8 protein-coding genes are annotated in these 7,162 nt (G+C 37.6%); 2 read left to right on the top strand and 6 right to left on the bottom strand.

Going from position 1 to position 7,162, the window contains the following annotated elements; genetic code table 11:
• Positions 1-59: 59 nt before the first annotated feature.
• Entirely contained in the window at positions 60-1,850 is a 1,791-nt protein-coding gene (gene argS, locus ACG59Z_RS17835; RefSeq protein WP_031982553.1) for an arginine--tRNA ligase, read from the top strand.
• Between the two features lie 152 nt (positions 1,851-2,002).
• Positions 2,003-2,626, top strand: a complete 624-nt coding sequence (locus tag ACG59Z_RS17840) for an SPOR domain-containing protein (protein WP_006582308.1) — start codon at positions 2,003-2,005, stop codon at positions 2,624-2,626.
• A gap of 44 nt (positions 2,627-2,670) precedes the next feature.
• Here ACG59Z_RS17840 and ACG59Z_RS17845 read toward each other — a convergent pair whose 3' ends face one another.
• The 6 genes from ACG59Z_RS17845 to ACG59Z_RS17870 all read right to left on the bottom strand — a co-directional run bounded on the left by ACG59Z_RS17845 (position 2,671) and on the right by ACG59Z_RS17870 (position 6,225).
• Positions 2,671-3,339 (bottom strand): glutathione S-transferase, encoded by a 669-nt coding sequence (locus tag ACG59Z_RS17845; protein ID WP_022574377.1) that lies wholly within the window; start codon positions 3,337-3,339, stop codon positions 2,671-2,673.
• A 113-nt stretch (positions 3,340-3,452) separates the two neighbouring features.
• Entirely contained in the window at positions 3,453-3,860 is a 408-nt protein-coding gene (locus ACG59Z_RS17850; RefSeq protein WP_400200611.1) for an OsmC family protein, read from the bottom strand.
• Positions 3,857-4,804, bottom strand: coding sequence for a pirin family protein (locus ACG59Z_RS17855; protein ID WP_400200612.1), 948 nt, complete (start codon positions 4,802-4,804; stop codon positions 3,857-3,859). Before ACG59Z_RS17855 ends, ACG59Z_RS17850 begins: the two co-directional genes overlap by 4 nt.
• A 163-nt stretch (positions 4,805-4,967) precedes the next feature.
• Positions 4,968-5,273, bottom strand: coding sequence for a DUF3861 domain-containing protein (locus ACG59Z_RS17860; protein WP_311070367.1), 306 nt, complete (start codon positions 5,271-5,273; stop codon positions 4,968-4,970).
• Between the two features lie 21 nt (positions 5,274-5,294).
• Positions 5,295-5,684: a transcriptional repressor gene (locus ACG59Z_RS17865; RefSeq protein ID WP_311070366.1), complete on the bottom strand. Its 390-nt coding sequence runs from the start codon at positions 5,682-5,684 to the stop codon at positions 5,295-5,297.
• A 13-nt stretch (positions 5,685-5,697) separates the two neighbouring features.
• Positions 5,698-6,225: a PadR family transcriptional regulator gene (locus ACG59Z_RS17870; RefSeq protein ID WP_311087043.1), complete on the bottom strand. Its 528-nt coding sequence runs from the start codon at positions 6,223-6,225 to the stop codon at positions 5,698-5,700.
• Positions 6,226-7,162: the final 937 nt, after the last annotated feature.

Here is a 7,162-nt window from a genome sequence, read left to right on the forward strand (position 1 = left end):
CAACTCATAGGAAATTTGCTATATTTGACGTTTTTCTGCGACATCTATTTTCGATTGATATGAATACGGCAATACAAGCAGCTCTCGACCATGCAGTGCAAACCCTTCAGCAAGAAGGTGTGCTTCCTTCGGATTGGAATAATTCAAGCAATTTAACGCGCACCAAAGACCGAAGCCATGGCGACTTTGCTTCTAATATTGCCATGATCGGCTCTAAAGCTGCTGGTATGAAACCACGCGATTTAGCTGAGAAAATTCTCGCAGCACTACCAGAAGTTGCAGACATCAGCAAAGCTGAAATCGCAGGTCCTGGTTTTATCAATTTCTTCTTAAATGCAGACCAACGTTTTGCGATTCTTGACCAAATTCAAGCTCAAAAAGAAGACTTTGGCCGCAGCCAATCAAATGCAGCTAAAAAGATTCAAGTTGAATTCGTTTCTGCAAACCCGACGTCTAGCCTACACGTAGGCCATGGTCGTGGTGCTGCCTATGGTATGACCGTTGCAAACTTACTTGAAGCAACAGGTGCTAAAGTTGATCGCGAATATTATGTAAATGATGCTGGCCGTCAAATGGATATTTTGGCGACTTCCACTTATTTACGTTATTTAGAATTATTGGGTCAAAATCTTGTATTCCCAAAAAATGCTTATCAAGGCGACTACGTTAAAGAGATTGCTCAAAGCATTATCGACAAAGATAACAATGCATATGTTCGTGATGTAGCAGACGTCTATAAAGATGTGCCAGAAGACGTGCAATATGCAGATGAGCTCGATAGCGAAGGCAACAAAGTCGTATTATCTGGCGACAAAGAAAAGCACATTGATGGTCTTATTGCCAACTCACAACAATTATTAGGTGAAGGCTACCGTGTTTTCCATCAAGCAGCTCTTCATGCCATTTTAGATGACATTAAAGATGATCTTGCTGACTTCGGCGTAACCTTCAACCAATGGTTTAGCGAAGCGTCTCTTAGCGCAAAAATTGACGAAGCGTTGGAAACACTGGATCAACGTGGTTTCCTTTATGAAAAAGATGGCAACATCTGGTTTAAATCGACTGAATTTGGCGATGAAAAAGACCGTGTTGTTAAGCGCCGTAATGGTCAAACGACTTACTTTGCATCTGACATTGCTTACCACTTAAACAAACTACAACGTGGTTATACTGACCTTGTTGATATTTGGGGTTCTGACCACCACGGTTATATCTCTCGCGTAAAAGCTGCGATTGATGCAATGGGTTATGACTCGAAAAAATTAACTGTTCTTTTAGTTCAGTTTGTAAGTTTATGGCGTGGTGGCGAGATGGTTCAAATGTCATCTCGTTCGGGCCAGTTCGTGACTTTACGCGACTTACGCAAAGAAGTTGGCAATGATGCGGCTCGTTTCTACTACGTGATGCGTAAGAGCGAACAACACATTGATTTTGACCTTGACCTTGCTGTATCACAAAGCAAAGACAATGCGGTGTATTATATTCAATACGCTCATGCACGTATCTGCCGTATGTTAGAAAAAGCAGCAAGCACTGGCTTACAATTTGAAGTAAGTGCAGCTCGTTCACATGCTGCACGTTTATCACTTGATGCAGAAACTGAAATTCTTGCTAAACTGGCTGCATATCCAGATGTTGTGTTACGTGCTGCTAATGCGTATGAACCGCACCAAGTAGGTAACTACTTAAAAGAATTAGCTGCGCTATTCCACGGTTGGTACAATGAGCATAAAGTTTTAAGTGATGATGCTGAACTTACACAAGCACGCTTATTACTTTCAATCAATGTACAACAAGTATTGCGCAATGGCTTAGAATTACTCGGTGTTTCTGCACCTGAAGCCATGTAATTTACTGTTGGGGTATTTGGCAAAGTCATATACCCCTTCGTGTTGTAAGAAATAACGCTTTGTAAGGAAATCCACCCATGCAAAGCGATGTTTTAAAGTAAACGAGAACTAAACTCGAAATAAAACAATCAAAAGACAGAGGAATAATCCACGTGTTTGGCAAAACGCAACGCGGTGTATCTGAAAGACCTAATAAGCCTAAAAAGCCTTTAATTCCTAAATGGTTAGGGACACTTGTCGCTATTTTAGCGGTCTTATGTATCGCAGTAGTGCTCATGCTTTGGAAACCGTGGCAACCAGTTTCTTCAAAAAATCAGATTACTTCAGATCACTATAAAGAAGAAGAAACCAATAAAGATTACCGCTTTTATGACTTACTGCCTCAACAGCAAGTTACCCCTATTCCAGAACAGGCAGTTCCAGAGAGCAAAAACCAAGGTACCGCTATGATTGTAGAGGCACCTAGCACAGCTCAACCTGCGGCATCAGAAGCTGTTGCTAGTACTGATGATAATACGGACTCTACAGCTGCTGCACCTCAACAACCAAATTACATTTTACAAGTCCGTAGCTACGCTGACCCTGATCAAGCAGACGCTCGACGCGCAGAAATCATTTTAAATGGCTTATCGGCTGATGTAATTAGAAGCTCAGAAAATGGAAAGACTTGGTACCGTGTTATTTCTGGTCCATACGATACTCAAGAAGCTGCTCTTGCTGCTCAGCAAACATTACAGCATAGCGGCATTGACTCTATCGTAATTAAACGCAAATAAAGATTAAGTAATAAAAAAAGGAACAAATATTTGTTCCTTTTCTTTTATATATCAGCACAATTTCTTTCGTTTGACCCCAAACCTTTCTGTCTTGCTTTCTGAAAAGCTGGTCTTTGCTGAATCCGATGTAAAAATGCTTGAATATGCGGATATTTGCCTTGAAGACGTGACTGTAGAGCCTCTAATGGAAAACTCATTTGAATATCGGCAAATGAAAAATCCCCTGCAAAATATTCATGTTCAGACAAGTAGTTTTCTAAAAAACTAATATGATCTTTCATACGTGGGCGAACAAAATTGGCCTTCACCCCTTCTGTAATTTTCTTTGCTACAGGTTGAATTAACCAAGGTACATGTTTGTTCACGTTATTCATGACCAAAGTCATCACTAATAATGGCATAAGTGAGCCTTCAGCATAGTGCATCCAGTAAATATACTGCTGTAAATCCTGAGCTTGCTTAGGTTTAAATTGCTGTTTTTGATCATAGCGCTGCTGCAAATACTCTAAAATAACAGCTGATTCTGCAATGACTTGTTCATCATCTGTCAAAATTGGCGCCTTGCCGAGCGGATGGATACATTTCAGCGTTTCCGGTGCTGAGTAGTTGGGTAAGCGTTGATAATAATGAATATCATAATCTAAGCCTAACTCTTCTAAAGCCCATAAAATCCGAAACGATCGCGAACATTCCAGGTGGTGTACACTAATCATGTTATTGCCTACTTTTATTTTTCTTTTTTACATAAAAAACAGCATGTGAACATGCTGTTTTATTCCATTTGTGGGATGGATATAAAGTCATCCACCTCAACAAAATAGCATTTTTATGCTGTAACAAGCACAGTATGAATGTCTAAACTACGTAACAAAGTTTTAGTTACTGGCGTTTTACTGCATACCGTTAAAATTTTCTGTTGAAGCTCTTCGCTTGGCAGCTCTTTAAAAACAATACGACGCTCGATATGTTCTTCATGCTCACGATTGGTATGAAAATCAATTTCAACCGAGAACTCACCAAAATCATAATCTTTATGTTTCGCATACATTCTTAAAGTAATGAGTGTGCAAGCTGCCAGACTTCCAGTCAGCAAATCATAGGGTGCCGGCCCCTGATCATGACCTTCTAACTTTTCTGGTTCATCACAAAAGTATTGATGACGACCACTGGTAATTTCACCCTTCCACTGTTCGGCAAGAGGTTTTGCCTTACTACTCGCGATTACTACTGTCATTTTGATGCTCTCATTTGCTCTGGAAGAACTGGGGCTTCTAAACGTGCACCGACGTAATCTGGAATTTCACCAAAACGCACATCTTGATTAATCCACTGCTCACGTGCTTCTTTTAAATCATCCATGGTACGTGCAACAAAGTTCCACCATAGTAAAATTGGAGTTTCAAACGGCTCACCACCAATTAACAGCACACGGTTACCTTTTTTTATCTCAATTTCAATTTCATTCAAACCCGTATCTAAAACCACCATGTTATCAGCAGTGAGTTCATGACCATTCACATGAGCAACGCCATCTAATGCCATGAAGCCATATTCAAATTCAGGATTTAATGGAATACGTGTTTTAGTATCTTGAGTAGCAATAACGTCTACACCTACTAACGGTGTATGCACCACAACTGGAGAAGTAGTTGCCAAGTATTCACCCACGAGCACGGTAAATTCTAAACCGTCTTTTTCAACAATAGGCAGCTCAGGATAATGTTCAAATTTCGGATCCATATTGCGCTTAGCATCTGGTAAGGCAATCCAGAGCTGAGCAGCGTGCATTTGGGTTTCTGTATCAGGCGCAACTTCGGTATGAGAAATACCATGCCCTGCTGTCATCAAGTTGACTTGCTTAGGACGAATTAACTGCTTTGAACCTAAACTATCGGTATGCATCATGGTACCTTCAATCATCCACGTGAAGGTTTGCAAACCAATATGCGGGTGTGGGCCTACATCTAAACCATTACCTGCAGGAAACGTTACTGGGCCTGCATGGTCTAAAAAACACCATGCTCCAATCATACGCTTTTGACGGCTAGGTAAAGCCCGCTTAATGACTGTCCCCTGTCCAATTTCAGCAGAGCGAATTGGAAATTCCTGAATAAATTGATTGGCAAATTTCTCGCAATCCTTTGAATCAGAAATATCGTAATCATTATTATTGCTCATGATATTACTCTCTTTTACCTATGCTTTTGCAATGAGTCGTTATACTGATCTTAACAATACACTCATTATTCAATATAGTCTTTTAGTAATACACAGGGTGCTATCAATGAGACAATCGACTTTTTATTTATAGAAAATGATTAAAGGTATATAAGATAACTTTTTAAGAAGATTGAGTTTTAACAAGTTGTTTTAAGTTTTTCATAAATTGTCCAAATTGTGGCAAGAACTCTTCAAATAGTGGATGGTCCCGATTTTCCAACATGACTTCACTAAATAACTTTAGACCAACAGCAAAAGATTTTGTGGTTTGATCATCGAAAAATTCTGCACTCTTTAACTTTTCAACAATCTCAAAAATATCGTCATGATTACCAGTATAGAACTCAAGTCTTTCCGTATAGGTAGAAACTTCGCCTTTGGCATTTTTCAAATGCTGTACTGTTACGTGATATTGATGTTGTTTCATATATAAATTCTCTATTAAAAATTAATGATTTTGGATAATTTCAACCTGCTTCAAGTCAACTTGAAATTGAGTAAATACCGATTGCAAACAGGCTAAAAATTGTTCTTGTTTGGCTTCTGTCAGTTCTGCACAATGAATTTGTAGGAGTTGATTATTGGCTAAGCCTGATAAGTTAAATTTAGCTTCGCCACGCTGAAATTGAGTATTTGAGATTAGACCGGCTCCTACTAAATCACTGACCACTCGATAAACTGTTGCCAAACTTAACTTCTGTTTTTGGATATATAGCTTTTGATAAATTTGTTTAACCGTTAGATCTTCCGCTTGCTGCTGAATTAAAGACAAAACAGTAAGTCTTGGATGAGTAACTTTTAGACCTGCTTCTTTGATTTTTTGCTGTAGCTCTAACATGTTGTATCTCAACTTATAGACGCCCGATTGCAACCGCAGCCTGATCAATTTTTTCAGCAATTTGATAGATCTGGTCTTGCTGCAAATCAGTTGTATTGAGTTTCAAACGTAATGCCGTCTTTAAGTTTTCCATGGCGCGATGAATTTCAATTAATTGATCATTACTGTGAATTTCACGTCTTAAGCGCAATTTCTCTAACAGCCCACTTAGTTTGTCCTGTTGTTCAGTTAAGTAAGCTTTCCCAAATTCTGTGATTTGATATTGCTTACGCTCTACGTCTAACAAGTTAATTAGGTTCATTTCTTCCAGACTGGTTAAAGTCGGATAGATTGTTCCCGCACTCGGGGTATAACCATCGCCCACCAAATCACTGATTTCTTTAATAATTTCATAACCATGCTTAGGGCTTTGCTGAATAAGGTGGAGTACCAGAAGTTTCATACGTCCCGCTTCAAAAAGTCTTCCCCGGCGTCCTGAACGGTGATGTCCGTGGTGATGTTCATTGTGCTCAGTATGATGATGTTCTGATTGTTGTTTCATCTTTAAAAATTCTCTAATATGTTTAATTTATAATTATTAAGATATATCTTAATATATCTTTTATCAAGTATAAGTAATAATATACAACCTATTGTATTGATAGTTATAAAGATTAATTTTTAACTTTAAAAGTTAAGCAATAAAAAAGAGTGCTTAAGCACTCTTAAAACTATTTATGTCTCATTTAAAATGCATTCTCGAACAGTTAAATTTGGCAACCAGCCTTGAACCAGTTCATCAAGGAATCACTAATTTTGCTCATACCATTAGGATCCATACTGCCCTGATCTACTACAAAAACACCCTCTCCTCGAAATGGTATAAGAATTGACATTCCACCACTGTCATCACCTATAGCCAAATAATCTCCTGCATATTTCTGCACTTCAAAAGTTTGATTTCTTTCAAAAACTTCATTAGAAGAATAAATAACTACACCACTTTCAAATAAAATGCCGTCCGAAAATTCAATAATTGAAAATATATGTCCGGTAGTGGCCTATGGAAATCACTTTCAATTTTGATTTTTATTTCATTTAGTAGTGGCATAACCTTATTTCCCTCTATACTTCCTATAGAATTTTAGTTTTATACTATAATGTTATTTATTAAGAGTTAAGTAATGCGGGAGAAATTAAGTATTTCCCGTTAATAAGCATTTTAATTCATAGAAATAATTACTCAAATTTCTAAAAAATTGATTCGATTGGCACTTAAATAAAGACAGATTAAGCTGAAAAAATTTTATACTATTCATAAGATATAAGTTCTATTTCATTTTACTTGATCTTAATTACAGCAGATTATTACTTAGACTTCATCGATAACGAAGCTATTCCATATAATTATTTTAAAATCCTATTAACCAATATAAAATTTATTATATGATTTAATAAATAATATAAATTTTTAAGGTTTTTTGCGTACTACTTAACAC

It is taken from the genome of Acinetobacter sp. ABJ_C1_1 (assembly GCF_044684115.1).
Lineage (GTDB): Bacteria > Pseudomonadota > Gammaproteobacteria > Pseudomonadales > Moraxellaceae > Acinetobacter > Acinetobacter nosocomialis_A.

Coding starts and splice junctions, on each gene's coding strand:
- argS (WP_031982553.1), top strand. CDS start 60: ATGAATACGGCAATACAAGCAGCTCTCGACCATGCAGTGCAAACCCTT.
- ACG59Z_RS17845 (WP_022574377.1), bottom strand. CDS start 3,339: ATGATTAGTGTACACCACCTGGAATGTTCGCGATCGTTTCGGATTTTA.
- ACG59Z_RS17850 (WP_400200611.1), bottom strand. CDS start 3,860: ATGACAGTAGTAATCGCGAGTAGTAAGGCAAAACCTCTTGCCGAACAG.
- ACG59Z_RS17855 (WP_400200612.1), bottom strand. CDS start 4,804: ATGAGCAATAATAATGATTACGATATTTCTGATTCAAAGGATTGCGAG.
- ACG59Z_RS17860 (WP_311070367.1), bottom strand. CDS start 5,273: ATGAAACAACATCAATATCACGTAACAGTACAGCATTTGAAAAATGCC.
- ACG59Z_RS17865 (WP_311070366.1), bottom strand. CDS start 5,684: ATGTTAGAGCTACAGCAAAAAATCAAAGAAGCAGGTCTAAAAGTTACT.
- ACG59Z_RS17870 (WP_311087043.1), bottom strand. CDS start 6,225: ATGAAACAACAATCAGAACATCATCATACTGAGCACAATGAACATCAC.